The 23,569-nt window shown below is 74.1% G+C and carries 26 protein-coding genes, 1 pseudogene and 1 riboswitch; of the genes and pseudogenes, 15 read left to right on the top strand and 12 right to left on the bottom strand.

Translation table 11 applies throughout. The features are described from left to right. Window positions 1-93, top strand: a pseudogene (locus ACGF7U_RS29785) (phytochelatin synthase); the annotation flags it as partial. 111 nt (window positions 94-204) lie between these two features. Here ACGF7U_RS29785 and dusB read toward each other — a convergent pair. The 4 genes from dusB to ACGF7U_RS29765 form a co-directional block, all read right to left on the bottom strand. Continuing rightward, a complete protein-coding gene (gene dusB / locus ACGF7U_RS29780) occupies window positions 205-1,377 on the bottom strand; it encodes a tRNA dihydrouridine synthase DusB (RefSeq protein WP_393112306.1) in 1,173 nt (390 codons plus the stop codon). Window positions 1,378-1,440: 63 nt separating this feature from the next. After that, entirely contained in the window at window positions 1,441-2,820 is a 1,380-nt protein-coding gene (locus ACGF7U_RS29775; RefSeq protein WP_393112304.1) for a glycine--tRNA ligase, read from the bottom strand. Window positions 2,821-2,936: 116 nt separating this feature from the next. Continuing rightward, a complete protein-coding gene (locus ACGF7U_RS29770) occupies window positions 2,937-3,410 on the bottom strand; it encodes a hypothetical protein (RefSeq protein ID WP_393112333.1) in 474 nt (157 codons plus the stop codon). A gap of 126 nt (window positions 3,411-3,536) precedes the next feature. Next, window positions 3,537-3,878 (bottom strand): antibiotic biosynthesis monooxygenase, encoded by a 342-nt coding sequence (locus ACGF7U_RS29765; protein ID WP_350710738.1) that lies wholly within the window; start codon window positions 3,876-3,878, stop codon window positions 3,537-3,539. 27 nt (window positions 3,879-3,905) lie between these two features. Here ACGF7U_RS29765 and ACGF7U_RS29760 point away from each other — a divergent pair, with 27 nt between their 5' ends. Genes ACGF7U_RS29760 through ACGF7U_RS29735 form a run of 6 tightly spaced genes read left to right on the top strand, consistent with a single transcriptional unit; the run spans window position 3,906 to window position 7,538 of the window. After that, the gene (locus ACGF7U_RS29760; RefSeq protein ID WP_393112302.1) at window positions 3,906-4,163 is read left to right on the top strand and encodes a hypothetical protein; all 258 of its coding nucleotides are present in this window, start codon (window positions 3,906-3,908) and stop codon (window positions 4,161-4,163) included. A 54-nt stretch (window positions 4,164-4,217) separates the two neighbouring features. Further along, complete coding sequence (locus ACGF7U_RS29755) at window positions 4,218-5,180, top strand: metal ABC transporter substrate-binding protein (protein ID WP_393112300.1); 963 nt, start codon at window positions 4,218-4,220, stop codon at window positions 5,178-5,180. After that, window positions 5,177-5,938, top strand: coding sequence for a metal ABC transporter ATP-binding protein (locus ACGF7U_RS29750; protein ID WP_393112298.1), 762 nt, complete (start codon window positions 5,177-5,179; stop codon window positions 5,936-5,938). The genes ACGF7U_RS29755 and ACGF7U_RS29750 overlap by 4 nt, the downstream gene beginning before the upstream one ends. A 1-nt stretch (window position 5,939) precedes the next feature. Further along, the gene (locus ACGF7U_RS29745; protein WP_393112296.1) at window positions 5,940-6,806 is read left to right on the top strand and encodes a metal ABC transporter permease; all 867 of its coding nucleotides are present in this window, start codon (window positions 5,940-5,942) and stop codon (window positions 6,804-6,806) included. 43 nt (window positions 6,807-6,849) lie between these two features. Then, on the top strand, window positions 6,850-7,149 hold the full coding sequence (locus tag ACGF7U_RS29740; protein WP_088998913.1) for a metalloregulator ArsR/SmtB family transcription factor: 300 nt from the start codon (window positions 6,850-6,852) through the stop codon (window positions 7,147-7,149). Continuing rightward, entirely contained in the window at window positions 7,146-7,538 is a 393-nt protein-coding gene (locus ACGF7U_RS29735; protein WP_393112293.1) for a Fur family transcriptional regulator, read from the top strand. The genes ACGF7U_RS29740 and ACGF7U_RS29735 overlap by 4 nt, the downstream gene beginning before the upstream one ends. A 108-nt stretch (window positions 7,539-7,646) precedes the next feature. Here ACGF7U_RS29735 and ACGF7U_RS29730 read toward each other — a convergent pair whose 3' ends face one another. Beyond that, window positions 7,647-8,501, bottom strand: coding sequence for a helix-turn-helix domain-containing protein (locus tag ACGF7U_RS29730; RefSeq protein WP_393112291.1), 855 nt, complete (start codon window positions 8,499-8,501; stop codon window positions 7,647-7,649). Window positions 8,502-8,650: 149 nt separating this feature from the next. Here ACGF7U_RS29730 and ACGF7U_RS29725 point away from each other — a divergent pair, with 149 nt between their 5' ends. The 4 genes from ACGF7U_RS29725 (at window position 8,651) to ACGF7U_RS29710 (ending at window position 11,569) form a co-directional block, all read left to right on the top strand. Beyond that, window positions 8,651-9,742, top strand: a complete 1,092-nt coding sequence (locus ACGF7U_RS29725; RefSeq protein ID WP_393112289.1) for an NAD(P)/FAD-dependent oxidoreductase — start codon at window positions 8,651-8,653, stop codon at window positions 9,740-9,742. Window positions 9,743-9,755: 13 nt separating this feature from the next. Then, window positions 9,756-10,706 carry an LLM class flavin-dependent oxidoreductase gene (locus tag ACGF7U_RS29720; protein ID WP_393112287.1) on the top strand — a complete coding sequence of 317 codons (951 nt, stop codon included), beginning with the start codon at window positions 9,756-9,758 and terminating at the stop codon, window positions 10,704-10,706. Window positions 10,707-10,786: 80 nt separating this feature from the next. Further along, a complete protein-coding gene (locus ACGF7U_RS29715; protein WP_393112285.1) occupies window positions 10,787-11,392 on the top strand; it encodes a hypothetical protein in 606 nt (201 codons plus the stop codon). A 9-nt stretch (window positions 11,393-11,401) separates the two neighbouring features. Then, complete coding sequence (locus ACGF7U_RS29710) at window positions 11,402-11,569, top strand: hypothetical protein (protein ID WP_393112283.1); 168 nt, start codon at window positions 11,402-11,404, stop codon at window positions 11,567-11,569. Window positions 11,570-11,661: 92 nt separating this feature from the next. Here ACGF7U_RS29710 and ACGF7U_RS29705 read toward each other — a convergent pair whose 3' ends face one another. From ACGF7U_RS29705 to ACGF7U_RS29680, 6 genes are all read right to left on the bottom strand, one after another. After that, complete coding sequence (locus ACGF7U_RS29705) at window positions 11,662-13,572, bottom strand: acyl-CoA dehydrogenase family protein (protein WP_393112331.1); 1,911 nt, start codon at window positions 13,570-13,572, stop codon at window positions 11,662-11,664. 307 nt (window positions 13,573-13,879) lie between these two features. Further along, complete coding sequence (locus ACGF7U_RS29700; RefSeq protein ID WP_393112281.1) at window positions 13,880-14,383, bottom strand: DUF6328 family protein; 504 nt, start codon at window positions 14,381-14,383, stop codon at window positions 13,880-13,882. A gap of 122 nt (window positions 14,384-14,505) precedes the next feature. Further along, window positions 14,506-15,255 (bottom strand): sugar isomerase domain-containing protein, encoded by a 750-nt coding sequence (locus ACGF7U_RS29695; protein WP_393112329.1) that lies wholly within the window; start codon window positions 15,253-15,255, stop codon window positions 14,506-14,508. Between the two features lie 72 nt (window positions 15,256-15,327). Further along, complete coding sequence (locus ACGF7U_RS29690; protein WP_393112279.1) at window positions 15,328-16,158, bottom strand: alpha/beta fold hydrolase; 831 nt, start codon at window positions 16,156-16,158, stop codon at window positions 15,328-15,330. Window positions 16,159-16,188: 30 nt separating this feature from the next. Next, window positions 16,189-16,935: a TIGR03943 family putative permease subunit gene (locus ACGF7U_RS29685; protein ID WP_393112277.1), complete on the bottom strand. Its 747-nt coding sequence runs from the start codon at window positions 16,933-16,935 to the stop codon at window positions 16,189-16,191. Continuing rightward, window positions 16,932-17,981, bottom strand: a complete 1,050-nt coding sequence (locus ACGF7U_RS29680) for a permease (protein WP_393112275.1) — start codon at window positions 17,979-17,981, stop codon at window positions 16,932-16,934. The genes ACGF7U_RS29685 and ACGF7U_RS29680 overlap by 4 nt, the downstream gene beginning before the upstream one ends. Window positions 17,982-18,126: 145 nt before the next feature. Next, window positions 18,127-18,232, top strand: a riboswitch (TPP riboswitch). A gap of 72 nt (window positions 18,233-18,304) precedes the next feature. On the opposite strand from ACGF7U_RS29680, the gene ACGF7U_RS29675 reads away from it, so the two are divergent. From ACGF7U_RS29675 to ACGF7U_RS29665, 3 genes are all read left to right on the top strand, one after another. Next, a complete protein-coding gene (locus ACGF7U_RS29675; RefSeq protein ID WP_393112273.1) occupies window positions 18,305-18,895 on the top strand; it encodes an ECF transporter S component in 591 nt (196 codons plus the stop codon). Window positions 18,896-19,012: 117 nt separating this feature from the next. Continuing rightward, window positions 19,013-20,428, top strand: coding sequence for an ABC transporter ATP-binding protein (locus ACGF7U_RS29670; RefSeq protein WP_393112271.1), 1,416 nt, complete (start codon window positions 19,013-19,015; stop codon window positions 20,426-20,428). A 103-nt stretch (window positions 20,429-20,531) separates the two neighbouring features. Beyond that, the gene (locus ACGF7U_RS29665) at window positions 20,532-21,332 is read left to right on the top strand and encodes an energy-coupling factor transporter transmembrane component T family protein (protein ID WP_393112269.1); all 801 of its coding nucleotides are present in this window, start codon (window positions 20,532-20,534) and stop codon (window positions 21,330-21,332) included. Between the two features lie 51 nt (window positions 21,333-21,383). On the opposite strand, the gene ACGF7U_RS29660 is transcribed toward ACGF7U_RS29665, so the two are convergent. Next, entirely contained in the window at window positions 21,384-21,620 is a 237-nt protein-coding gene (locus ACGF7U_RS29660) for a hypothetical protein (RefSeq protein ID WP_393112267.1), read from the bottom strand. 465 nt (window positions 21,621-22,085) lie between these two features. Between ACGF7U_RS29660 and gndA the strand changes: the two genes are divergently transcribed. Further along, a complete protein-coding gene (gene gndA / locus ACGF7U_RS29655; protein WP_393112265.1) occupies window positions 22,086-23,528 on the top strand; it encodes an NADP-dependent phosphogluconate dehydrogenase in 1,443 nt (480 codons plus the stop codon). Window positions 23,529-23,569 lie beyond the last annotated feature (41 nt).

Below are 23,569 nucleotides of genomic sequence, written 5' to 3'. Positions count from 1 at the left end.
ATCGCCGACTCCGCCGACCCCGCCCAGGCCTCCTACCGGATGAGCATCGACAACCTCGCCGACTGGATCGCCACCCGCGGCTACACCGCCTGACCTACACCCGTCACAACCCACGACAAGGGCCGACCCCCACCCGGGGGCCGGCCCTTGTCGTGCGCGTCGGCCAGGCCGCGTAGCGGGCTGCCATCGGCGGGCGGCGCCGGCTCAGCCGCCCGAATCGGCCAGCTCCGCACCCTCGGGCACGGTGTCGTCGTCCCGGCTGGCCAGCCAGCCGTCCGGCAGGAAGACCTTGCCGGGCGAGTTGGTGCGACCGCGCGGCTGGCCCAGCGTGGCGACCGGGAACGGCTCGGTCGGGTCGAGCTTGCCGAGCAGGTCGTCGAGCTGGGTGAGGCTGTCGATCATCGCCAGCTCGCGCCGCAGTTCGCTGCCGACCGGGAAGCCCTTGAGGTACCAGGCGACGTGCTTGCGGAAGTCGGTGCAACCGTCCCGCTCGCCCCGGGCCGGGGTGCGGGAGCCGGCGGTGAACTGGTCGACCAGCAGCTCCGCGTGACGGCGCATGGTCCGCGCGACCTCGCCGAGGGTGGGCAGGCGGCGCTCCGGGCGGCCGTTGAACGCGGCCTCCAGGTCGGCGAAGAGCCACGGCCGGCCCAGGCAGCCCCGGCCGATCACCACCCCGTCGACGCCGGTGTGCGCCACCATCCGCAGCGCGTCGTCGGCCTCCCAGATGTCGCCGTTGCCGAGCACCGGCACGTCGAGCGCCTGCTTGAGCGTGGCGATGGCGTCCCAGTCGGCGGTGCCCGAGTAGCGCTGCGCCGCCGTACGCCCGTGCAGGGCGACCGCCGCCACCCCGGCGTCCTGCGCGGCGAGCCCCGCCTCGACGTACGTCAGGTGGTCGTCGTCGATGCCCTTGCGCATCTTGACCGTGACCGGCACGCCGGCGGGCGACGCGGCGTCCACCGCGGCCTTCACCAGGCGGGCGAAGAGCCGGCGTCGCCACGGCAGCGCCGAACCGCCACCCTTGCGGGTGACCTTCGGCACCGGGCAGCCGAAGTTGAGGTCGATGTGGTCGGCGAGGTCCTTCTCGACCACGATCCGCACGGCGGCGGCGGTGATGTCGGGGTCGGTGCCGTAGAGCTGGAGGCTGCGCGGCCGCTCGTCCCCGCCGAACGCGATCATGCGCAGCGTCTTCGGGTTCCGCTCCACCAGTGCGACGGTGGTGATCATCTCGCAGACGTAGATGCCGCCGCCCTGCTCCCGACAGAGCTGCCGGAAGCCGACGTTGGTGATGCCCGCCATCGGCGCGAGCACCACCGGCGGCCACACCTGGTGCCGCCCGAGGGTCAGCGGGCGCAGTGCGGGAACGGTCGGCGCGGTCACCGGACAAGTGTACGGGGCCCCGGCCGGCACGTTCCCGCGCCGACCGAGGCCCCGTTCAGCAGCTCAGCAGCCGGGGAGGCGCTCGATGAGGTAGCGCTCGACCTGGTCCAGGGAGATGCGCTCCTGAGCCATGGTGTCCCGGTTTCGCACGGTCACCGCGTTGTCGTCCAGGGTGTCGAAGTCGACCGTCACGCAGAACGGGGTGCCGATCTCGTCCTGCCGGCGGTAGCGGCGGCCGATCGCCTGCGAGTCGTCGAACTCCACCACCCAACGCTTGCGCAGGTCGGCGGCGAGGCCCTTCGCCTTCGGCGAGAGCGCCTCGTTGCGCGACAGCGGCAGCACCGCCACCTTGACCGGGGCCAGCCGTGGGTCGAACCGCATCACCGTGCGCTTGTCCACGCCGCCCTTGGTGTTCGGCGCCTCGTCCTCGTCGTACGCCTCCAGCAGGAAGGCGAGCACCGCCCGGGTGAGGCCGGCGGCCGGCTCGATCACGTACGGCACCCACCGCTCCTGCTTCGTCTGGTCGAAGTAGGACAGGTCGACGCCGGAGTGCTTGCTGTGGGTGCTGAGGTCGAAGTCGGTGCGGTTGGCGATGCCCTCCAGCTCGGCGAACTCGGTGCCGCCGAACTGGAAGCGGTACTCGATGTCCACCGTGCGCTTCGAGTAGTGGGAGAGCTTCTCCCTGGGGTGCTCGTAGAAGCGCAGGTTGCCCTCCGACAGGCCCAGGTCGAGATACCAGTTCCAGCGCTCCTGGAGCCAGTACTCGTGCCACTGCTCGTCGGTGCCCGGCTCGACGAAGAACTCCATCTCCATCTGCTCGAACTCGCGGGTGCGGAAGATGAAGTTGCCGGGGGTGATCTCGTTGCGGAACGACTTGCCGGTCTGCGCGATGCCGAACGGCGGCTTCTTGCGGGCGACGGTCTCGACGTTCTTGTAGTTGACGAAGATGCCCTGGGCGGTCTCGGGACGCAGGTAGTGCATGCCCTCCTCGCTCTCCACCGGGCCGAGGAAGGTCTTCATCAGGCCGTTGAACATCTTCGGCTCGGTGAAGGTGCCCTTGTTGCCGCAGTTCGGGCAGTTCAGCTCGCTCAGCGAGGCCGGCGGGTTGCCGTGCTTGGCCTCGTACGCCTCCTCCAGGTGGTCGGCCCGGAACCGCTTGTGGCAGGACTGGCACTCGGTCAGCGGGTCGACGAAGGCGTCGAGGTGGCCGGAGGCGGCCCAGACGTCGCGGGCCAGGATCACGGCGGAGTCGAGGCCGACCACGTCGTCGCGCTGCTGGACCATGGTCTTCCACCACTGCCGGCGGACGTTCTCCTTCAGCTCCACGCCGAGCGGACCGTAGTCCCACGCCGACCGGGTGCCTCCGTAGATCTCGCTGGAGGGGAAGACGAAGCCTCGGCGCTTGGCGAGGCTGACGACGGCGTCGATACGGTCGGCTGGCATGTTTCCTCCTACGCCGACTGGCGGTCGGCGGGGACGCGATAAAGGGACGGAACGAGCAGTTCGGGACAACGGTACGACCAGCACCACCCCGAGCCCAGCAGAATACCGGGGGCGGGTCAGTTGACCCCGCACACCTCCATGCCGCCGGTCTGCCGGTCCTGCCCGAGGACGACCTCCTGTCGGTCCTGCCGGCCGCCGGTGTAGGTCACGTCCACGGGAACGGTCAGGGTCGTGGCGTCCACCTCGCCGACCCGGAACGCCGAAATCTGCGGCTCGGTGGAGACCCGGCGCTCGAACTCCCGGCGCGACTCGCGCCGCTGCGCGTCGTCGCAGAGCTGGTCGTACGCGGCGCCGTACTTCCGTTCGACCAGCGCCTGGTAGTAGTCGGTGGAGACGGTGCGCCCCTGCTCCCGGACGGCCTGCACCCCGGTCACCGCCAGACCCACCACGGCCGCGCCGCCGCCGCCGCAGCAGAGCAGCACGGCGAGCGCCCCGGCGCCCAGCCCGAGCCAGAGCCGGGTGTTGCGCCCCTCGGTGGGCGGCGCCGCGAACGGCGGGGCCACCCCGGGACCGGCCGGCGGGGCGGGCACGCCCGGATCCGCCGGCGGGCCGGGCACGACGGGCGGCTGCGCCCCCTCCTGGCCGGGCAGCGAAGAAAACGGCGGCGGTGCCGCCGGTCCGGGAGCGGTCATGCAAGCAATCTAGTGCCCCCGCGCTCAGCGGTACGGACCAGCGGCCCGATCGCTGGCCGCCACGACCACGTCCCCGCCCGGCGCGGCGGTGGCGAGCGCCTCGTACGCGGACGGCTCGTCGACCGACTCGGCGAGCAGCGGCACCGCCGTGACCTTGACGTCGAAGCCGCCGAGGGCGCGCCGGTAGGTGCCGACCGACTCCCACTCGGTGACCAGGCACCAGTGCCGCGGGTCGTCCAACGCCCGGACCAGCTGCCCGCGCAGGTAACCGGGGCGGGCCGCGAGCGCGGCGAGGGCGGCGTGCGCCCGCTCGGTGAAGTCGTCGGCGACATCGACGTCCACCACGAACCGGTTCGTCACCAGCACCGGGTTCCTCCTCGTAGAGTCTGTGGGATGCAGCGTACGCAGAGCCGGATGCCGGCCCGGTTGGCCCGGGCGAACCCGACGACCGTGTTCCTGGTCACCCTGGTGCTGGTGCTGGCCGCGTTCTTCACCCCCGGCGTGGCCGGCGGGCTGCTCACCCTGCTGCTCGCCGCGGCCGTCGCCGCGCTGCTGGTCACCACCTGGTCGGTGCAGACCGCGCCGACCCGGGTGATCCGGCTGGTGGCGCTCACCCTGCTGGTCACCGCGGGCCTGGTGAAGCTGCTCTGACATGCAAGCATGCGTTTTTGACAATCATTGTCGTTGTCGCGGAAGGTTCATGTCATGAACATCCGCTCCGCCCCCCGCGCCCTGGCCGCCGCCACCACCGCCCTGCTCGCCCTCGGCGGCGTGGCGGCCTGTTCCGACGACGGCGCGGCCGGCGCCGACCCGCAGCGGGTCGACGTGGTGGCCGCCTTCTACCCGCTGCAGTTCGTCGCCGAGCGGATCGGCGGCGACGCGGTGAAGGTCACCAACCTGGCCAAGCCCGGGGCGGAGCCGCACGACCTGGAGCTCAACCCCGGGCAGGTGGGCCAGGTCAGCGAGGCGGAGCTGGTCGTCTACCTGAAGGGCTTCCAGCCGAACGTGGACGAGGCCGTGGAGCAGAACGCCGGGGACCGCGCGTTCGACGTGGCCACCGTGCAGCCGCTACGCGACGCCGCGGCCGGCGGACACGAGCACGAGGGCGAAGCCGGCGCGACCGGGGAGCCCCACGCCGAGGAGGAGGGCGGCGGCAAGGACCCGCACCTCTGGCTCGACCCGACCCGCCTGGCCACGGTCGGCGACAAGCTCGCCGAGCGGCTCGGCCGGGCCGACCCGGAGCGGGCGGCCGACTACACCGCCCGGGCCGCGGTGCTGCGCACCGAACTGGAGAAGCTGGACGCCGAGTTCACGACCGGGCTCAAGACGTGCCAGCGGCGGGAGATCGTGGTCAGCCACACCGCCTTCGGCTACCTGACCGAGCGTTACCAGCTGGAGCAGATCGGCATCACCGGGCTGAGCCCCGAGAACGAGCCGTCCCCGCAGCGCCTGGCCGAGGTGATCGAGGAGGCCCGGGAGCACAAGGCCACCACGATCTTCTTCGAAACGCTGGTGAGCCCGAAGGTGGCCCAGACCATCGCCGACCAGGTCGGCGCGAAGACCGCGGTGTTGGACCCGCTCGAAGGGCTGTCGACCGACGGAGGCGACTACCTTTCGGTGATGCGTACCAACCTGCAGACCCTGAGGACGGCGTTGAGCTGCTCGTGACATCCCCAGTCATCACCGTCACGCACGGGGTGGTCGGCTACGACGGCCGCCCCGTGCTGCGTGACGTCTCCCTGACCGTGACCGCCGGCGAGGTGGTCGCCGTGCTCGGCGCCAACGGCTCCGGCAAGTCCACCCTGATCCGCGCCGTGCTCGGCCTGGTGCCGCTCAGCTCCGGGTCGGTCACCCTCTTCGACCGTCCGTTGCGCCGCTTCCGGCAGTGGCACCGGATCGGGTACGTCCCGCAGCGCCTCGGCGCCGGCAGCGGCGTACCGGCCACCGTCCGCGAGGTGGTGGCCTCCGGCCGGTTGGCCCGCCGGGGCGTCCTGCGCCCGGCCGGGCGCGCCGACCGGGCCGCCGTCGACGCGGCCCTGGCGTCCGTCGGGCTCGCCGACCGCGCCCGTGATCCGGTCGCCACCCTCTCCGGCGGGCAGCAGCAGCGAACCCTGATCGCCCGGGCGCTGGCCGGCCAGCCGGAGCTGCTCGTCCTGGACGAGCCGACCGCCGGGGTCGACGCGGCCAGCCAGGAGGCGTTCGCCGGGGCGCTGCACGACTTCGTCGGCGGTGGCGGCACGGTGCTGCTGGTCGCCCACGAGCTCGGGCCGCTGCGGCCGCTGATCAGCCGGGCGGTCGTCGTACACCAGGGTGGGATCTGCCACGACGGCGGAGTGCCGGAGCCCGCCGGCCACCACGCGGAGCCCGACCACGACCACGTGCACCCGCACGGTCCCGACGAGCCCGCCGGGCTGTGGAGCAACTGAGATGGAACTCTTCCAGTACCCCTACATGCAGCGCGCCCTCATCGGCGCGCTGGTCATCGGCCTGGCGGCTCCGGCGCTCGGCATCTACCTGGTGCAGCGGCGGCTCGCGCTGATCGGCGACGGGGTGGGGCACGTGGCGCTCACCGGCGTCGGCGCGGGCCTGCTGCTCAACCGGTCCCCGGTGCTGGTCGCGGTGGTCGTGGCGACCGTGGGCGCGATCACGATCGAGCTGGTCCGCGCCCGCGGCCGCACCTCCGGCGACCTGGCCCTGGCCCTGCTCTTCTACGGCGGCATCGCCGGCGGCGTGATGCTGGTGGGGCTCTCGGACAGCACCAGCGCCAACCTCAACGCCTACCTCTTCGGGTCGCTGACCACCATCTCGCCGCAGGACCTGACCACCATCGCCGTGCTCGGGGCGGCGATCGGGGTGATCATGCTGGCGCTGCGCCCGGCCCTGTTCGCGGTCTGCCACGACGAGGAGTACGCCCGGGTGTCCGGGCTGCCGGTGCGCACGCTCAACCTGCTGCTCGCGGTGGCGACCGCGGTCACCGTGACGATCGCCATGCGGGCGGTCGGCGTGCTGCTGATCAGCGCGCTGATGGTGGTGCCGGTGGCCACGGCGCAGCAGGTGACCCGCGGGTTCCGCAGCACGATGGCGGCGGCGATGGCGCTCGGCCTCTTCGCCGCCGGCTCCGGGGTCTGGGCGGCCGCAAACGCCGACACCGCCCCCGGCGCATCGGTGGTGCTGATGGCGATCGCCTCGTTCGGGGTGGTCGCGCTCCTCGGGGCCGCCTGGCGGGTGCTGCGCCGGCGGCGCACCCCGGCCGCCGCCCCCGCGCCCGAGCCGCACGAGGTGGTGCTCCACTGATCCTGCTCAGCGGCGTGCCGATGGGATTGGTTACCGTTACAGGGTGACCGACGGATCAGGCTACGACGCCTTCGAGGGTGCGAGCGAACTGCTGCGTGCCCTGTCGGCGCCGATCCGGCTGGCCATCGTCAGCGAGCTCGCCGAGGGCGAACGCTGCGTGCACGAGCTGGTGGACAAGCTCGGGGCCGCGCAGCCGCTGGTCTCCCAGCACCTGCGGGTGCTGCGGGGCGCCGGCGTGGTGCGCGGCTCGCGGCGGGGGCGCGAGATCGCGTACGCCCTGGTCGACGAGCACGTCGCGCACATCGTGGCCGACGCGGTCAGCCACGCCGGGGAGGGGTCATGACGAGTTCCGCGGTCCGCAACACCCGGCAGCGCTCGGCGGTCAGCGCGCTGCTCGCCGAGATGGAGGGCTTCCACAGCGCGCAGGAGCTGCACGCGATGCTGCGCGAGCGCGGCGAGCGGGTCGGCCTGACCACCGTCTACCGCACCCTCCAGGGGCTGGCCGACGCGGGCGAGATCGACGTGATGCGACCGCCGGGCGGCGAGCACCTCTACCGCCGCTGCAGCGAGGGACACCACCACCACCTGGTCTGCCGCGGCTGCGGCCGCACGGTCGAGGTCGCCGGGCCGGCGGTGGAGAACTGGGCGGAGCGGGTGGCGGCGCAGCACGGCTACGCCGACGTCAGCCACACTCTGGAGATCTTCGGCACCTGCCCGGCCTGCGCCGGCTGACGCGTTTCCCCGGCACGGCCCCTCCGGGGCGCTCGCGGCGGGCGGGTCGGCCCCGCGGACCGTCCCGGCGCTCGACACGGCGGATCATCCTGGCGCTCGCCCCGTCGGTCAGCCGGAGACGAGGCGCAGCCCGGCCGGCTGCGGGCTGGTGAGGCGGTCGAGGGCGGCGGCGGTGGCCGCGTCGGCCGGCAGGTGGACGACCAGGGACTGGTCGTCGTCGGCGGGCAGTTCGAGCGTCTCGTAGGCGAGGCGCAGCCCGCCCGCCGTGGGGTGGGCCAGGCGCATGACGCCGTTGGACTTCGGCAGCCCGGGAACGGTGTCGACGCGCCGCGTGAACGCCTCCCCCGCCGCCAGGGTCAGCTCGTCGGCCAGGGCCGCGATGTGCGGATCCGCCCGGAACGGCCCGTGCTTGAGCGCGGCTACCTGCTCGTCCGCGACGTGGTCCCAGTCGGGGTAGGCGGCACGCGCCCGGCTGTCGGTGAAGACGAACCGGGCCAGGTTCGGCGGTGCGCCCTCGAGCAGGCCCACGGGCTCGACCAGCCGCTCGTAGCCGGACGTCCAGGCCAGGACGTCGGTGAGCTGGTTGAGCAGCAGCGCCGGGGTGGGCTCCAGACGGTCGAGCAGCGCCTGGACGGCCGGGCGGACGAGACGGCCCGGCCCGACGTGGCCCCGGCAGGCGAAGCCGGGGTCGGTCGCCTTGGTGAGGCGGTACAGGTGCACACGCTCCGTCGGGGTGAGCCGCAGCGCGTCGGCCAGCGCGGACAGCACCTGCGGGGACGGCCGGCGGTCGCGGCCCTGCTCCAGCCGGGTCACGTACTCCACGCTGACCCCGGCGAGCGCCGCGACCTCGGACCGGCGCAGGCCCGAGGTGCGCCGGCGCGGCCCGGTGGGCAGCCCCACCTCGGCGGGCGTGACCGTCGCACGCCGCGTACGCAGGAACAGACCCAGCTCGTTGTCACTCACGGCTTCGAACGTAACAGTCGCCGCGATCGGGATCATGTCCCCGCCACTACCAGCCTCGGCCCGGCCTTCCTGGTCGCCGCGACGACGGCGAGAGTCGGTGACGTGACCGGCACGGTCACCTGGGAACCGACTTCGAAGAGGTGTGGATCATGAGTCGTACCGTCGTGGTCATCGGCGGAGGGTACGGGGGGTCGGCGGTCGCCAAGGAGCTGGACTCCGAGGCCGACGTCGTCCTCGTCGACCCCCGGGACGCGTTCGTCAACTCGGCGGCGTCGCTGCGGGCGGTGACCCGGCCGGACTGGGCGCCCAACATGTTCTTCTCCTTCGAGACCCTGCTCGGGCGCGGCACGGTGATCCGCGACCGCGCGGTCTCGGTGGACCCCGGGGGCGTCACCCTGGCCTCGGGTCGGCGGGTCGAGGCGGACTACCTGGTCCTGGCCTCGGGCTCCCGCTACGCCTACCCGGCCAAGCCCGACGCCGACGCCACCAACGAGGCGTTGGACGACCTCCGCCGGACCAACAAGGAACTGACGAACGCCGACCGGGTGCTGATCCTCGGCGCCGGGCCGGTCGGTCTGGAACTGGCCGGCGAGATCAAGGAGGTCTGGCCGCACAAGCACGTGACCGTCGTCGACCCGTCCGAGCAGCTGCTGCCCGGCTTCCTTCCGGAGGTGCGCCAGGACCTGCACCGCCAGCTCGACGAACTGGAGATCCGGGTGCGGCTGGGCACCGGCCTGACGGTGCCGCCGACGACGGAGCCCGGGCAGGCCGAAACCTTCACCGTCACCACCACCGACGGTGACGAGATCACCGCCGACATCTGGTTCCGCGCCCACGGCGTGCAGGTCAACAGCGACTACCTCGCCGACGGCCGGCTCACGACCCGCACGCCGCAGGGACAGGTGCCCGTCACCGAGACCCTCAACGTCCGCGGGTACGACCACGTCTACGCGGTCGGCGACATCACCGATGTCGCCGAGGCGAAGATGGCCGGGTACGCGATGCAGCACGCCGAGGTCGTGGCGCGGAACATCGTCGCCCAACTGCGCGGCGAGGAGCCGTCGGCCACCTACCGGCCCCAGCCCGACCCCATGATCCTGCTCCCGCTCGGACCGCGCGGCGGTGTCGGCCAGCTGCCCACCCCCGACGGCCCGGTCCCGGTCCCGGCCGAGACCGTCTCCGAGTACAAGGGCGTCGACCTGTTCACCGGTCGCTTCGCCGAGCAGTTCCGCACCGCCTGAAGGGTTGGCACACATGGAGCACACCGGCCCCGGCCACAACGGCCCATCCGCACCGCAGGTCGTCTTCGGCTTCGGCGCGCACAGCGACATCGACGACGGACCGGAGTTGCTGCGCGCGGCCCAGCAGGCCGACCGGGACGGGCTCGACATCTTCTCGCTGTCGGACCATCCCTACCTCGGGGCGCGCCTGGACGCGTACGCCACCCTCGGATTCGTCCTCGGGCGTACGCGGCGCCTCTCGGGCTTCGCCAACGTCACCAACCTGCCCACCCGGCCCGCTCCCATGCTGGCGCGGACGGTGACGTCGCTGTCGGCGCTCTCCGGCGGCCGCGTCGTGCTCGGCATGGGCGCGGGCGGGCTGTGGGACCGCATCGCCGACATGGGCGTGCCGCGGCTCTCACCGGGCGCCGCGGTGGACGCCTTCGAGGAGGCGATCGTCCTGGTCAAGAAGCTCTCGGGCGGCGGCCCCCCGGTCACCTACCGGGGCCGCCACTACCAGGTGGACCGGATCGAACCGGCTCCGGTGCCCGCGGCTCCGGTGTGGACCGGATCGGTCGGCCCGAAATCCCTGGCCGCCACCGGCCGGGTGGCCGACGGCTGGATCCCCGGCCACGCGGCGGACTGGCTCAGCGAGCGCTACCGGACGTCGCGGCCGATCATCGACGAGGCGGCGGCGGCCGTGGGCCGCGACCCGCGCGAGATCCGCACGGTCTTCAACCTCCCCGGGCGCATCACCGACCGGCCGTTGGCCGCCCCACGCGACCGCGCCGGCCGATGGGTCGGCGGTTCGGTCGACCAGTGGGTCGAGGAGCTGACCGGCGCCGTGCTGGCGCACGGCGCGTCGGGCTTCGTGCTCTTCGCACCCGACGGCGGAACGCAGGATGCCGTCTCCCTCGGCCGCTGGGCCCGGGAGATCGTCCCGACCGTACGCGAGGCGATCGCCAAGGAGAACGGGACGTCGTAGCCGGGCGTGCCGGACAGGCAGGGCGGTGCGGCCGTACGCGCCGCGTGCCGGGGGCGGCCGCACGTGGCACGCTGTCCGGCGTGAAGATCTACGCTGATCGCTTCCCTACCGTCGTCCGACAGCTGATCACCGACCTGCTCGTCGTCGTCTGGGTGTACGGCGCGGTCCGCGGCGCGCTGTGGCTGCACGACCTCGTCCAGAAGCTCGCCGTACCCGGACAGAAGCTGGAGGGGGCCGGCGGCGGCCTCGCCGACAACCTGGCCGAGGCGGGCGGCAAGGTCGGCCGGGTGCCGCTCGTCGGCGACGAGCTGACCGCACCGTTCGAGCGGGCGGCCGGCGCCGCCCGATCGCTGGCCGAGGCCGGGCGGGACCAGCAGGAGCTGGTCGACCAGCTCGCTCTCGCGCTGGCCGTCGCCGTGCTGGTCTTCCCGCTCGGCCTGGTGCTCTTCGGCTGGCTGCCGCTGCGGGTGCGCTGGGTGCGTCGCGCCTCCTCGGCCGCGAAGCTGGCCGCCGCGCCCGCCGGCCGGGACCTGCTGGCCCTGCGGGCGCTGGCCACCCAGCCGCTGGGTCGGCTGACCCGGATCGCGCCCGACGTGGCGGAGGCGTGGCGGCGCGGCGACGACGACACCGTCGACGCGCTCGCCGCGCTGGAGCTGCGCCAACTCGGCCTGCGGGGCGGCCGCTAAGGTCGTCGGGTGTTCTACTTCCTGGTCGTCATCGCCGTGCTGCTGCTCGGCTACGCCGCCGTCCTGGTCAACTTCGTCCGCAAGGGCCGCAAGATTCCCCCGGCGGCCTACCTGGGGCTGGCCGTGCTCAACGGGTTGCTCCTCGCGGCGATCCTGGCCTGGGCGATCGCCCACTGACCCGCCGGGGTGCCGGGCCGGTGCGAGCCGGCCCGGCCCCGTGCGGCATCGGCCCGGTACGGGCCCCGTCCGGTGCGGAGGACGCCTTCTCCCTACACGCGGCGGCGGACGTCGGCGGTGGTGGACGGGCCGGGCGACCAGCGCGCCACCCACGGCAGGTCGTCGGCCGGGGTGATGACGCCGTCCTCCAGGCCCGCGTAGCGCCCGTCGAGGATCCGCCTCGCGGCGGCCACGTCGACCGAGTCGGTGTTGTCCCACAGGGCGGTGAAGAGCGCGTCGACCCGCACCCGGGCCTGCCGGCAGAACAGGTCGGCCAGCTCGACGTTCTCCGGCCGGGTGTCCCGTTCGGCGTAGGCGCGCACGCAGACCGCCGACATCGCGAACAGCTCCGCGCCGATGTCCACCACCCGGCCGAGGAACGCCTGCTTGCGCTCCATCTTCCCCTGCCACCGGGACATCGCGTAGAACGTCGACCGGGCCAGCTTGCGCGAGGCGCGCTCCACCTGCCGCAGGTGGCCGGCGAGCGGGCCGAACTCGGCGTACGCCGACGGGCGCTGGCCCTTGCCGACGGCCAGGGTGGGCAGCCACTTCGCGTAGAACGCGCCGGCCCGCGCGCCGGCGCGCGCCTTGCGGCCGAGCCCGGCCTCCGGGTCGATGATGTCGCCGGCGACCGACAGGTGCGCGTCGACGGCCTCGCGGGCGATCAGCAGGTGCATGATCTCGGTCGAGCCCTCGAAGATGCGGTTGATGCGCAGGTCGCGCAGCATCTGCTCGACGGCGGCCGGGCGCTCGCCCCGCGCCGCCAGCGAGTCGGCCGTCTCGTAGCCGCGGCCGCCCCGGATCTGGATCAGCTCGTCGGCGATCTTCCAGGCCATCTCGCTGGCGTAGAGCTTGACCAGCGCCGCCTCGATCCGGATGTCGTTGCGGTCGTCGTCGGCCAGCAGGCAGCAGAGGTCGAGCATGGTCTCCATGCCGTACGTCGTCGCGGCGATGAAGGAGAGCTTCTGGGCCACCGCCTCGTGCTCGCCCACGGGCCGGCCCCACTGCACCCGGTCGGCGGACCACTCCCGGGCCACGTGCAACGCCCACTTGCCGGCGCCCACGCACATGGCCGGCAGCGACAGCCGCCCCGTGTTGAGGGTGGTCAGCGCGATCTTCAGGCCCTTGCCCTCGCCGCCGATGACGTTCTCCTTCGGCACGAAGACGTCGTGGAAGCGGGTGAGGCTGTTCTCCAGGCCGCGCAGGCCGACGAAGGCGTTGCGCCGTTCGACCGTGATGCCCTCGCTGTCGCCCTCGACGACGAAGGCGGTGATGCCGCCGCGCCGTCCCTCGCCGCCGGGGACCCGGGCCATCACCACCAGCAGGGTGGCGACCGTGCCGTTGGTGGCCCAGAGCTTCACCCCGTTGAGCCGGTAGCCGGTGCCGTCGGGCGTCGGTTCGGCGGTGGTGGCCAGGCGGGCCGGGTCGGAGCCGACGTCCGGCTCGGTGAGCAGGAACGCGGACACCTCGCCGGCGGCGAGCCGGGGCAGGAAGCGCTGCTTCTGCTCGGTGGTGCCAAACATCTTCAGCGGCTGCGGCACGCCGATGGACTGGTGCGCCGACAGCAGCGCGCCGATCGCCGGGCTGACCGAGCCGGCCAGCATGAGCGCCCGGCAGTAGTGCAGGTTGCTCAGCCCGAGCCCGCCGTACGACCGGTCGATCTTCATGCCGAACGCGCCGAGCCGGGCGAGGCCGTGGAACACCTCGTCCGGGATGGACGCGTCCCGCTCGATCGCCGCGCCGTCCACCTCGGAGGTGAGGAACTCGCGGAACCGGCCGAGGAACTCGTCGGCCCGGGCGACGTCCGCCGCGTCGGACCGCGGCCAGGGGTGGATGAGGTCGAGCCGGAAGCGGCCGAGGAAGAGCTCCTTGCCGAAGCTGGGCCGGTCCCACGAGGACTCGCGGGCCGCCTCGGCGACCTGGCGCGCCTCCTTCTCGGAGACCTGCCCCGCCTCCTTCGGCAGCGGCCCGGCGGTGCCCGGCGTCGAGGTGCCTCCCGTCGCGGCCGGTGCGGGCTGGTCGGTGCCGGCCGTCGACGTGCTCCCGGTGGTGGTCGGTGCGGGCTGGTTCCCGCCGGCCGACGCGCCCCCCGTGGTGGTCGGTGCGGGCTGGTCGGCGCCGTCCGGCGTGGGTCGACTGTTGTGCGTCGTGGTCACGGCTGCCCCCTCGAACCTCGGTCCGGCTGCGTCGACGTGCTCGACAAACAGCACGCTACCCCCGGGTGTTACCCAGGGGTAGCGTTCGGTGGATATCGAGTTCCGCCGACGCGCGTCAGTCGCCGGGAAGGCTCGCCCGGTCGTCGTCCTCGTCGTCGACGTCGTCCTCGCCCCAGTTGCGCCGCGCGAACGGCAGGAACACCCAGAAGGTGAGGAACCAGAGCCCGGTGATGCCGCTGAGCACCAGGGCGACGCTTCGGTCCAGCACGAAGTCGGTGATCAGCAGCACCGCGCTGACCATCGAGATCAGCATGAAGGCCAGGCCGCCGCTGGCCATCCGGTGGGCGAAACGGACCAGCTCCGGCTTGCGGCCCTGGCGGAACAGCGCCCGGTGGAACGCCACCGGGGAAATGATCATCGCGGTCGCGGCGGCCGCCGACAGCAGCGCGACGATGTAGACGTCCTTCTGGAAGCCGCTCGTGCGCGTGAAACCGTTGCTGAACGGCAGGGTGAGCAGGAAGGCGAAGAGGATCTGCACACCCGTCTGGGCGACCCGCAACTCCTGCAACAGGTCCGCGAAGTTGCGCTGCCAGCGTTGCCGCTCGGTTTCCTTGGACACGGGCTACCTCCGGTCAGACGGTACTGCCGACGGGGTGGGCCCGTCGGCAGCAACGCTGATGCCCCACCGACGGAGCCACGAAACCGGCTCGCGTCTGCGGTGGCGGCGCCCCGGCGGCGCCGTCAGGAGCCGCGGCGGATGCGGCCGGCGTACCGGGCCTCCAGGGCGTTGTTGTGCTCGTCGCCGCCAGCGATGTTGGCCGACAGGTAGACCGGGGGCCGCTCCCCCGCGGCCAGCAGCCGCGCCACCACCTCGACCGTGATCTGCTGCGCCAGCAGCGCCGCCGTAATGGAGGAGACCGCGCCGACCGCCCCGCCCCCGGGCAGCGGCAGCGTCGCGTCGCCGTACGGGGCGCCGTTGTCGAGCACCACGTCGGCGAAGTCGGCGAGCTTGCGGCCCGACGGGTGGCGCGAGGTCATCTGCCCGGAGTGCTGCGCCGACGTGATCGCGACCAGCCCGTGCCCCTTCGCCTTCACCAGGGACGCGAACTCCACCATCGCGCCGTTGACGCCGGAGTTGGAGGCCAGCACGAAGACGTCCCGGGGGCCGACCGGGGCCAGCTCGTAGAGGCGGTGCGCCACCGACGGATCGCGCTCCAGCAGCGGCCCGAGCACGTCGGCCGGCGCGCCGCCGACCAGCACCAGGTCCCGCAGGGCGATCCGGTTGGTCGGCACCAGCCCGCCGGCCCGGCCGGCGATCTCCATCGCCAGCGCCTCGGAGTGGCCGGTGCCGAAGGCGTGGACCACCCCGTCGGCACGCACCGCGTCGGCGATCAGGTCGGCGGCCCGCCCCACCGCCTCCCGTTGGCTCGTGGCCACCCGGCGCATCGTGTCGGTCACCACGGCCAGGTAGTCCTCGGCGCTCACCGTCATGTCTCCTCCGTCCATGTCGTCCGTCCCTCCAGGACGCCCGGCCGCCTGCGGCGCCGGGCGGCGCCCCGCCGGTCAGGCCGGGGGCCGCACCCGGGCCAGGATCGCCTCGGCCAGCTTCGCGGGCGCCTCGTCGGGGATCCAGTGGCTCACCCCGGACAGCTCGACGAAACGGTAGTCGGCGCCCACGTGCGCGGCGCACGCCTCGGCGGCGCTCCGGCCGATCGCGATGTCGCGGTCGCTCCACACGAAGGTGGTCGGCACCGGCACGGGCCCGGTGGCCGCCATGTCCCGGCGGGACATCGCCCGGTACCAGTTCAGGGCGGCCGTCAGCGCGCCGGGCTCGCGCATCGGGTCGGCGTACGCGGCCACCCGCCCGTCGCCGCCGACGCCGTGCAGCATCCGGCGCAGCCCCGTCGCGCCCAGCGCCAGCAGCGCCTTCTCCGCCGTGCCCGGCTTGCGGAACAGCGCGATGTACGCCGAGCGGGCCTTCTGCCCCGGATCCTCGGCCAGCGCGTGCGCCATCGCGGCGGGGTGCGGCACGGAAACCGCGGTCAGCGTGCGGACCCGCTGCGGGTGACGGGCCGCCAGGTCCCAGGCCACCATCGCGCCCCAGTCGTGCCCCACCAGGTGCGCCGCGTCGACGCCCAGCGCGTCCAGCACGGCCATCGCGTCGGCCGCCAGCTCCGGCATCCGGTACGCCTCGACCGCCTCGGGCCGCGCGCCGGGCGAGTAGCCGCGCTGGTCGAGCGCGTACGTGCGCAGGCCGGCGGCGTGCAGGGCCGGGACCACGTCGTCCCACTCCCCGCTGTGCTGCGGGAAGCCGTGCAGCAGCAGGACGGGCGCGCCGCCCTCCGGACCGCCGACGCGTACGTCGAACGTGAGGCCCCGGGCGTCGATCCGCATGATCGCCAGCCTACCCAGGGCGGGCGCGGGTCACTCGTACTGACGTCGGGGCACGGGCACCTGCCGCCAGGACTCCACGTCCAGGTACGGGATCTCGGCGTCGTTGACCGGGTCCCGGGCGATCCGGTCGCTGTAGCGGCCGGTCACCTCGATCCAGGTGTCGTCGGCGAGCCCCTCGGGCACGGCGCCGGTCAGGCCCAGCTTGACCGGCCGCCCGTCGGCGGCGCAGCAGGAGAGCACGATGCGGGCCAGCAGCGGCCGGCCGTCGGGGCCAGTGGTGACGAAGCCGGTCAGCCGGACCCGGCGTTGCCCGATGGAGGCGCCCCGGTCGAACAGCGCCCGGGAGGCGTAGTCGAGCACGGTGACCTGCGCCGGGTCGCCGGCGGGCAGGGGCGGGTAGTCGGAGGGTTGCTGCCGGGCGGAGAGCGCGGTGCCGGCCTGCCCCGCCGCGTACGAGCCGAGGGCGGGCGGGGCGACCAGGAGCAGGCCCAGCACCGGCAGGATCAGCAGCCAGCCCACCCGCGGCTCGTGGTGGCCGTGCCCGTCGTGGTCGGCGTCGTGCCCGTCGGCCGACGGGGGCGCGCCGGTGCGCCGCAGGAGCGGGCGCAGCTCGTACCAGAGGGTCATGACCGCGGCGACCACCAGCAGCAGGCCCGCGGCGACGAGGAAGGGACGCAGCCCCTCCTTGACGTAGCGCAGGTGCAGGTCGGTGAGGCTGGCCCGGACCACCGCGCCCCCGAGCAGCAGCAGGACGACGGCCTGCGCCTGCCGGTTCACAGCAGCACCGCCCCGGTCGCGGCGGCGACCGCCACGGCCACCGCGAGGGTGGCGGGGGCGAACCGCAGCGCGAACCGCCGGCCGAAGACGCCGGCCTGCATCGCGATGAGCTTGAGGTCGACCATCGGCCCCACCACCAGGAAGACAAGTCGGGAGGTCAGCGAGAACTGCGACAGCGAGGCGGCGACGAAGGCGTCGGCCTCGGAGCAGAGGGAGAGCAGCACCGCGAGCACGGCCAGCGCGAGCACCGAGAGCACCGGCTCGTCGGCGAGGGTCTGCAACCAGCGCTCGGGCACGACGACGTTGATCGTGGCGGCGGCCGCCGCGCCTATCACCAGGAACCCGCCGGCGTGCGTGACGTCGTGCCGGACCGCCGCCCAGAACGCCCGCCCGCGCGAGCCGTCGTCCAGCTCGGGCCGGCGGGGCAGCCGGATCCAGTCGGCCCGGCCGAGGCGCAGCCACAGCCAGCCCATGACCATCGCGACGACGAGGCTCGCCACGCCGCGGCCGAGAACCATCTCCGGGTCGTCGGGGAACGCCACCGCGGTGGCGGTGAGCACGATCGGGTTGATCGCCGGGGCGGCGAGCAGGAAGGCCAGCGCGGCGGCCGGGGTGACCCCGCGCCGGATCAGCGACCCGGCGATCGGCACCGAACCGCACTCGCAGCCGGGGAGCACCACGCCCGCCGCGCTCGCCACCGGCACCGCGAGCGCGGGGTGTCGCGGCAGCGCCCGGGCCCAGAACGACCGGGGCACGAAGACCGCGATCACCGCGGAGAGGACCACGCCGAAGACCAGGAACGGCACCGCCTGCACCATGACCGAGACGAAGACGGTGGTCCAGGTCTGCAGCCGGGGCGCGGACAGTGCGCGGGCGATCGGTTCCCGGAAGACGACCAGCAGGACCAGCAGGCCCGCGAGCACCTCGACGGACCCGGGCCGCCAGGCTCCGCCGCCCGCCGGCTCCGTCGGCGGTACGTCCGGCGCGGCCGCGCCGACCGCCCCCCGCCCGCCTTCGGGCGCCCCGCGGTCAACCTCGGATGTCACGTACGTGCCCCTCTGCCGCTTGTGCCGGTGGCCGCCCGGAGACTACCGGCCGGAATCGACGGGGTCGATCGAACGCGCGGGTGACCTGCGAAAAGATCACTTTGCTCGATGATCTTCAAAGGTGTTAGCGTCGGCGCGACAACTTCACATCCGACAGGGGAGCGCACAGCGCTGAGAGTGCGGGCACCGCCCGCAGACCCTCGAACCTGATCTGGGTAATGCCAGCGCAGGGAGTTCGGTCGACCTCCAGCCGCGTCGACGTCCGGCACACCGGGCGCGGCGTGCGTCTTCTCCTGGTTCGCGTTCAGGACTGGGAGCACATCATGCGAGACAACACGACCACCCGGTGGCGCACACTCGACGTCGTCGTCGCCGCGGTGATCGCGGTGGCGTTCGGCGTCATCTTCTGGGCCTGGGGGCTGCTGTGGCGGGCCGTCGACCCGGCGTTCGCGTTCTTCCCGGCCGGCCAGGCGATCATGTACGGCGTGTGGCTGGTCCCGGCCGTGCTCGGCGGCCTGGTGGTCCGCAAGCCCGGCGCGGCGCTCTTCTGTGAGGCGGTGGCCGCGACGGTCTCCGCGCTGCTCGGCTCCGAGTGGGGCGGCATCACCATCGTCCAGGGCCTGATCCAGGGGCTCGGCGCCGAGGTGGCGTTCGCCGCGTTCCGGTACCGCTCGTTCCGGCTGCCCACCGCGCTGCTCGCCGGCGCGCTGACCGGCCTGGGCGCGGCGCTGTTCGACTTCTTCGTCTGGAACGTCGACTACGCGCTCGGCAGCTACCGGATCCCGTACGCCCTGCTCACCGTCGTCAGCGCCACGGTCGTCGCCGGCGCCGGCGGGTGGGCGCTCACCCGCGCCCTGGCCGGCACGGGCGCCCTGGACCGTTTCCCCGCCGGCCGCGAACGCGCCGCCATCTGACCCGCGCCCACCGAACCGACCCGACGGAACCGCGTTGACCATGAGGTTGTCGCCCGCACCCGCCGCGTCGAACGGCGACAACCCCGCCGTCGGCGGGCGGGAGAGGGTGTGCCGAACATGGGAGCGGTGACGCTGCGGGGGTTCGGGTGGCGGCACGCCGGTCGTCGGGCATGGGCGGTGCGCGGGGTGGACCTGCGCGTCGAGGCCGGTGAGCGGGTGCTGCTGCTGGGGCCGTCGGGGGCCGGCAAGAGCACCCTGCTCGCCGCGCTGGCCGGATTGCTGCCGGAGGACTCGGGCGAGCAGGAGGGCACCGTCGAGATCGACGGGCTCGACCCCCGCAAGGGCCGGGAGCGGGTCGGCATCGTCTTCCAGGACCCGGAGACCCAGCTCGTGATGGCCCGCAGCGGCGACGACGTGGCGTTCGGATTGGAGAACCGCGGGGTTCCCGCCGACGAGATCTGGCCCCGCGTCGACGAGGCGCTGGCCCGGGTCGGCTTCCCGTACCCGCGGGACCGGCCCACCGCCGCCCTCTCCGGCGGCGAGCAGCAACGCCTCGCCCTGGCCGGGGTGCTGGCCCTGCGTCCCGGGCTACTGCTGCTCGACGAGCCGACCGCCAACCTGGACCCGGCCGGCGCCGCGCTGATCCGGGCGGCGGTGGCCGGCGCGCTGGACGCCGACACCACGCTGATCCTGGTCGAGCACCGGGTCGCCGAGGCGCTGCCCCTGGTCGACCGGGTGGTCGTGCTCGAACCGTCGGGCGGCGTCCGCGCGGACGGCACACCCGAGGCCGTCTTCGGCACGCACGGCGACGCGCTCGCCGCCGAGGGCGTCTGGGTGCCCGGCCGCACCGTGCCGCCCCGCCACGCCGCCGCGCCGGCCGGCGACGTGCTGCTCACCGCCGACCGGCTCGGCCTGCCGCCCCGGCTGGCCGCCGTCGACCTGGCGGTACGCGCCGGCGAGACGCTCGCCGTGCTCGGCCCGAACGGGGCCGGGAAGTCCACCCTCGCGCTGCTGCTCGGCGGGCTGCTCAAGCCGGGCGCAGGCCGGGTCGCGGCGACGGCGGCACTGGCCGGCGCCGACGCCCGCACTCCCCCGCACCGCTGGCGCGCCCCGGCGCTGGCCCGCCGCATCGGCTCGGTCTTCCAGGACCCGGAGCACCAGTTCGTCACCAACACCGTCTTCGACGAGCTGGCGCTCGGCCCGCGCCGCACCGGCCAGCCCGAGGCGGCGGTCCGCTCCGCCGTGGACGACCTGCTGTCGCGGCTGCGGCTGACGAAGCTCGCCGCGGCCAACCCGTACACCCTCTCCGGCGGCGAGGCGCGGCGGCTGAGCGTGGCGACGGCCCTGGCCACCGCGCCACGCCTGCTCGTCTGCGACGAACCGACCTTCGGCCAGGACCGACGGACCTGGCTGGAGCTGGTGGACCTCTTCGCCGAGCTGCGCGACGCCGGGCACGGCCTGGTCGCCGTCACCCACGACCCGGAGTTCGTGGCCGCCCTGGCGGACCGACGCCTCACCCTGGACCGCCCGTGACCGGCCGGAGGACGACCCCGCGACCCGGCCGTCACCCGGGGACGGCCACGGAGGGCCCGAAGCCGACCCGACGCCTCCGCGGTCCCATCCGCCGGGAGCGGCCGTGATCAGTCTGGAGCCCGTCGCCACGCCGGACGCGCCGCTGGCCCGGCGCAACCCGGTGGCGAAGCTCGCCGCGGCGCTGGTGTTCTCGTTCGTCCTGATCGCCACCCTGGACCCGGTGGCCCCGGCGATCGCCATCGCCGTCGAGCTGGCCGTGCTGCCGCTGTTCGGGGTCCGCTACCGGGTGCTGGCCCGGCGGGCCTGGCCGCTGCTCGTCGGCGCGGTGGGCGTCGTGGTGACGCTGGTGCTCTTCGCGGCCGAGCGCTCCGGCCGGGTGCTGGTCGAGGCCGGTCCGGCGGTGGTCACCTCCGGGGTGCTGCTCACCGCGCTCGGCCTGGTGCTGCGCATGTTCGCCGTGGCGCTGCCCGGCGTGATCGTGTTCGCCACCACCGACCCCACCGACCTGGCGGACGCCCTGATCCAGAACGCGAGGGCGCCGGCCCGGTTCGCCGTCGGGGCGCTGGCGGCGTTCCGGCTGGTGCCGCTGCTCGGGCAGGAGTGGCAGATGATTTCCATGGCCCGCCGGGCCCGGGGGGTGGAGGCGGGCCGCGACCCACTGGCGAAGCTGCGGCTGTTCGCCTCCACGGCCTTCGCGCTGCTGGTCGGCGCGATCCGGCGGGGCACCCGGCTGGCCGTGGCGATGGATGCCCGGGGCTTCGACGCCGGCACACCGCGTACGGTCGCCCGGCGGCAGCGCTTCGTCGCCGCCGACTGGCTGCTGATCGCCGGGGCCGGGGCGCTCGCCGGGGCGGCGCTGACGGTCAGCGTGCTGCTCGGCACCTTCCGCCCGTTGGTCGGCTGAGGCGTACGGGCCGGGTGGGGCCGTCGCGACGACCCCACCCGGCGGGCCCCGTCAGCTGCGCCGGAAGGCGTACCGCCGGGTCTGGCCGGCCCGCTGGCCGCGCGAACCGCCGGCGCGGACGGCGCCGGAGACCGGCGGACCGGCCTTCGGCGCCGCCGGCCGGTCGAGCGGGAGCACCGGCACGACCGGCGCGACCGCGACCTCGTCGAGGTTGGCCGGCGTCAGGTCGGCGGCGGGCGGCGTGGACAGGGTGGTGCGGGACTTCTTCGGGTTGCGCCTGGCGGGCATCCGGTGCCTCCTTGAGTCTGCGGGCCGTGTCGGCTCCGGCGCTGCGTCCGGTGCCGGGGCCCACGTCGTGGGCGACCGTCGGGCTGCGACGGTCGGGCGGGACAGGGACTGCTCCCCGGATGCGACCTCGAAGGACACCGCCGCCTCGGCGGCAGGTGGGAATGCGGACGCCCGGGAGCACGCGGACCGCGGCCGTCAGGCGGCGGGCCGGCTCGGAGGTGAGGCGTCAGTTACGCATGCCCACACGCTATCCCCCCGGCCCTGTCGGGCGCACGCGAATTACCGGCACGACCGGCGGCCCGCTGATCGTGTTCCCCGTCACCCGCCCGGCGGCGCTGAATCCGTAAGCGGCCTGGTCCGGATGGAACGCGGCGACGGCGGGCTGCCCGACACGACCTCGCGTCCGCCGCACGCCGCGATACGGTCGCAGCGGCAGGTGTCGGGCGGCAGGAGGGCGGCGGACGGATGGCCGAGCGGGCGACGGCGCAGATCGGCGTGACCGGGCTGGCGGTGATGGGCCGGAACCTGGCCCGCAACCTGGCCCGCAACGGCTTCACCGTGGCGGTGCACAACCGCTCGCCGGAGCGCACCCGCGGCCTGGTCGCCGAGCACGGCGACGAGGGGCGGTTCCTGCCGGCCGAGTCGATGGCCGACTTCGTCGCCTCGCTGGAGCGGCCCCGGGCGGTGATCGTGATGGTCAAGGCGGGCGGGCCGACCGACGCCGTGATCGACGAACTGGTTCCACTGCTCGACCCCGGCGACATCGTCGTCGACTGCGGCAACGCGCACTTCGCCGACACCCGCCGACGGGAGGAGGCGCTGCGGGGCCACGGGCTGCACTTCGTCGGCACCGGCGTCTCCGGCGGCGAGGAGGGTGCGCTGCGCGGCCCGAGCATCATGCCCGGCGGGTCCGCGGAGTCCTACCGCAAGCTCGGCCCGATCTTCGAGAGGATCGCCGCCCAGGTGGACGGGGTGCCGTGCTGTCGGCACATCGGGCCCGACGGGGCCGGGCACTTCGTCAAGATGGTGCACAACGGCATCGAGTACGCCGACATGCAGCTCATCGCCGAGGCGTACGACCTGCTGCGGGCCGGGCTGTCGGCGGAGCCGGCGCAGATCGCGGAGATCTTCCGCGACTGGAACTCCGGCGAGTTGGAGTCCTTCCTCATCGAGATCACCGCGGACGTGCTGGCGCACACCGACGCGGCCACCGGCCGGGCGTTCGTGGACGTCGTGCTGGACCGCGCCGAGCAGAAGGGCACGGGCCGCTGGACGGTGCAGAGCGCCCTCGACCTGGGCATCCCCATCACGGGCATCGCCGAGGCGACCTTCGCCCGGTCGCTGTCCGGGCACGCCGACCAGCGCGCGGCGGCGCGCCGGGCGTTCCCGGACGCGGGCGGGAAGTGGCAGGTCGGCGATCGGGAGACGTTCGTCGAGGACGTCCGCCGCGCGTTGCTCGCCTCCAAGATCGTCGCGTACGCGCAGGGCTTCGACCACATCCGGGCCGGCTCCCGGGAGTACGACTGGGGCATCGACCTGGGCGGCACCGCGACGATCTGGCGGGGCGGCTGCATCATCCGGGCCCGCTTCCTGGACCGCATCCGGCAGGCGTACGACGAGCAGCCCGAGCTGCCGACGCTGCTGGTCGCGCCGTGGTTCGCGGACACGGTCAACGACGGCGTGCCGAGCTGGCGGCGGGTCGTCGCCGACGCGGCCGGGGCCGGGGTGCCGGCGCCCGCGTTCGCCTCGTCGCTGGCGTACTTCGACGCGCTGCGCGCGGAGCGGCTCCCGGCGGCGCTGGTCCAGGGGCTGCGGGACAACTTCGGCGCGCACACCTACCACCGCGTCGACCGCGACGGCACCTTCCACACCCGCTGGGCCGCCGACCGCTCCGAGACCGAAGCCTGACCCGCACCCGGCCGCGGTCCGGATCATGCGGCACGCGAGCC

The organism is Micromonospora sp. NPDC047670, assembly GCF_043204915.1.
GTDB lineage: Bacteria > Actinomycetota > Actinomycetes > Mycobacteriales > Micromonosporaceae > Micromonospora.
Note: the sequence above shows the minus strand (reverse complement) of the source record. Positions and strands in the feature narration are given on the sequence as shown.

Excerpts from the sequence above, each read along its gene's own strand:
- ACGF7U_RS29775 (WP_393112304.1), bottom strand. The coding sequence starts at position 2,820 with ATGCCAGCCGACCGTATCGACGCCGTCGTCAGCCTCGCCAAGCGCCGA.
- ACGF7U_RS29760 (WP_393112302.1), top strand. The coding sequence starts at position 3,906 with ATGCAGCGTACGCAGAGCCGGATGCCGGCCCGGTTGGCCCGGGCGAAC.
- ACGF7U_RS29755 (WP_393112300.1), top strand. The coding sequence starts at position 4,218 with ATGAACATCCGCTCCGCCCCCCGCGCCCTGGCCGCCGCCACCACCGCC.
- ACGF7U_RS29745 (WP_393112296.1), top strand. The coding sequence starts at position 5,940 with ATGGAACTCTTCCAGTACCCCTACATGCAGCGCGCCCTCATCGGCGCG.
- ACGF7U_RS29735 (WP_393112293.1), top strand. The coding sequence starts at position 7,146 with ATGACGAGTTCCGCGGTCCGCAACACCCGGCAGCGCTCGGCGGTCAGC.
- ACGF7U_RS29725 (WP_393112289.1), top strand. The coding sequence starts at position 8,651 with ATGAGTCGTACCGTCGTGGTCATCGGCGGAGGGTACGGGGGGTCGGCG.
- ACGF7U_RS29720 (WP_393112287.1), top strand. The coding sequence starts at position 9,756 with ATGGAGCACACCGGCCCCGGCCACAACGGCCCATCCGCACCGCAGGTC.
- ACGF7U_RS29695 (WP_393112329.1), bottom strand. The coding sequence starts at position 15,255 with ATGACGGTGAGCGCCGAGGACTACCTGGCCGTGGTGACCGACACGATG.
- ACGF7U_RS29690 (WP_393112279.1), bottom strand. The coding sequence starts at position 16,158 with ATGCGGATCGACGCCCGGGGCCTCACGTTCGACGTACGCGTCGGCGGT.
- ACGF7U_RS29675 (WP_393112273.1), top strand. The coding sequence starts at position 18,305 with ATGCGAGACAACACGACCACCCGGTGGCGCACACTCGACGTCGTCGTC.
- ACGF7U_RS29670 (WP_393112271.1), top strand. The coding sequence starts at position 19,013 with ATGGGAGCGGTGACGCTGCGGGGGTTCGGGTGGCGGCACGCCGGTCGT.
- ACGF7U_RS29660 (WP_393112267.1), bottom strand. The coding sequence starts at position 21,620 with ATGCCCGCCAGGCGCAACCCGAAGAAGTCCCGCACCACCCTGTCCACG.
- gndA (WP_393112265.1), top strand. The coding sequence starts at position 22,086 with ATGGCCGAGCGGGCGACGGCGCAGATCGGCGTGACCGGGCTGGCGGTG.